The sequence below is a fragment of the Kitasatospora sp. NPDC059571 genome, from assembly GCF_042735675.1.
Lineage (GTDB): Bacteria > Actinomycetota > Actinomycetes > Streptomycetales > Streptomycetaceae > Kitasatospora.
Window position 1 is genome coordinate 1 of record NZ_JBHWBW010000333.1, and the last position, 1663, is coordinate 1663.

General features: G+C 72.6%; 3 protein-coding genes. All 3 read right to left on the reverse strand.

Translation table 11 applies throughout. The annotated features are described in order from the left end of the window. Nucleotides 1-44: 44 nt before the first annotated feature. The 3 genes from ACFV0G_RS28310 to ACFV0G_RS28320 all read right to left on the reverse strand — a co-directional run bounded on the left by ACFV0G_RS28310 (nucleotide 45) and on the right by ACFV0G_RS28320 (nucleotide 1502). On the reverse strand, nucleotides 45-1013 hold the full coding sequence (locus ACFV0G_RS28310; protein WP_380553966.1) for a PLP-dependent cysteine synthase family protein: 969 nt from the start codon (nucleotides 1011-1013) through the stop codon (nucleotides 45-47). After that, entirely contained in the window at nucleotides 1013-1291 is a 279-nt protein-coding gene (locus ACFV0G_RS28315) for a MoaD/ThiS family protein (RefSeq protein WP_380553968.1), read from the reverse strand. Before ACFV0G_RS28315 ends, ACFV0G_RS28310 begins: the two co-directional genes overlap by 1 nt. A gap of 94 nt (nucleotides 1292-1385) precedes the next feature. Beyond that, a complete protein-coding gene (locus tag ACFV0G_RS28320) occupies nucleotides 1386-1502 on the reverse strand; it encodes a putative leader peptide (RefSeq protein ID WP_380553970.1) in 117 nt (38 codons plus the stop codon). Between the last annotated feature and the right edge of the window lie 161 nt (nucleotides 1503-1663).

Genomic DNA, 1663 nt, shown 5'->3' on the forward strand with positions numbered 1-1663 from the left:
CGCGGACCCCGGGCAGGGGTCCGCGCCCTCGGCGCAGCGGGCGGTCAGGCCCAGAGCTGGCCCTGGAGCGCCTCGACGGCGGCCTCGGTCGACTCGGCGGTGTAGATGCCGGTGGACAGGTACTTCCAGCCGCCGTCGGCGACCACGAAGACCACGTCGGCTCGCTCGCCGGCCTGTGCGGCCTTGCGTCCGACGCCGATCGCGGCGTGCAGGATGGCGCCGGTGGACACCCCGGCGAAGATCCCCTCCTCCTGGAGGAGCTCACGGGTGCGGCGGGCCGCGTCGGCGGAGCCGACGGAGTAGCGGGTGGTCAGCACCTCGGCGTCGTACAGCTCGGGGACGAAGCCCTCGTCGAGGTTGCGCAGGCCGTAGACCAGGTCGTCGTAGCGCGGTTCGGCGGCGACGATCCTGACGCCGGGGACCTTCTCGCGCAGGTAGCGGCCGACGCCCATCAGGGTGCCGGTGGTGCCGAGGCCCGCCACGAAGTGGGTGACGGTGGGCAGGTCGGCGAGGATCTCCGGGCCGGTGGTCGCGTAGTGCGCGCCGGCGTTGTCGGGGTTGCCGTACTGGTAGAGCATGACCCACTCGGGGTGCTCGGCGGCGATCTCCTTGGCGATCCGGACGGCGGTGTTGGAGCCGCCGGCGGCGGGCGAGGAGATGATCTCGGCGCCCCACATCCGGAGCAGTTCGCGACGCTCCTCGCTGGTGTTCTCCGGCATGACGCAGACCATCCGGTAGCCCTTGAGCTTGGCCGCCATGGCGAGCGAGATGCCGGTGTTGCCGCTGGTGGGCTCCAGGATGGTGCAGCCCGGGGTGAGCCGGCCGTCGGCCTCGGCCCGCTCGATCATGTGCAGCGCGGGCCGGTCCTTGATGGAGCCGGTGGGGTTGCGGTCCTCCAGCTTGGCCCACAGGCTGACCAGGCCGTCGGCGTTGCCGGGGATGCCTGCCGAGATCCTCGGCAGGCGGACCAGCGGGGTGTTGCCGACGGCCTCGATCGGGCTGTCGTAGCGCATTACTTCATGCCGCCGGCGACGGCGGGGAGGATGGTGACGCTGTCGCCGTCGGCGACCGCGGTGGAGATGCCCTCCAGGAAGCGGACGTCCTCGTCGTTCAGGTAGACGTTGACGAAGCGGCGCAGCTCGCCGGCGTCGAGGAGCCGGTCGGCGATGCCGGGGTGGCGGGCGTCGAGGTCCTGGAAGAGCTCACCGAGGTTGGCGCCGGTGCCTTCGACGGCCTTGGCGCCGTCGGTGTAGCTGCGGAGGATGGTCGGGATACGGACCTCGATGGCCATGGCTGCGCTCCTGGGGAGGTGGTCGGGTGGGCCGCTCGCGTCGCGGCACGGGGGTGTGGCCCCGGTGGTGCCGGGGCGGGCGGGCGGTGCCGAGTCAGTGGGCGTCGGCGGTGCCGGGACAGATCGCGCTGGCGAGCCGGCACAGGTCGATGTGCAGGCGCGCCACGAGGCGGGTGCCCGGGGCCTGGATGCTCACATCGACGGAACGCATGGGCTCATCGTATAGATTCCCGCCCCCGCCCTGACATCCATGTCTCGGTATGCGGATGTTTCCGTTTCTCCTGGCGAGACGGGCGGCCGGTCGCGGGTGGGCGGCCGGCCGGCCGCGGCCGCGGCGGGTCAGGCCGCGGACTCCGCGAGCACCAGGACGGC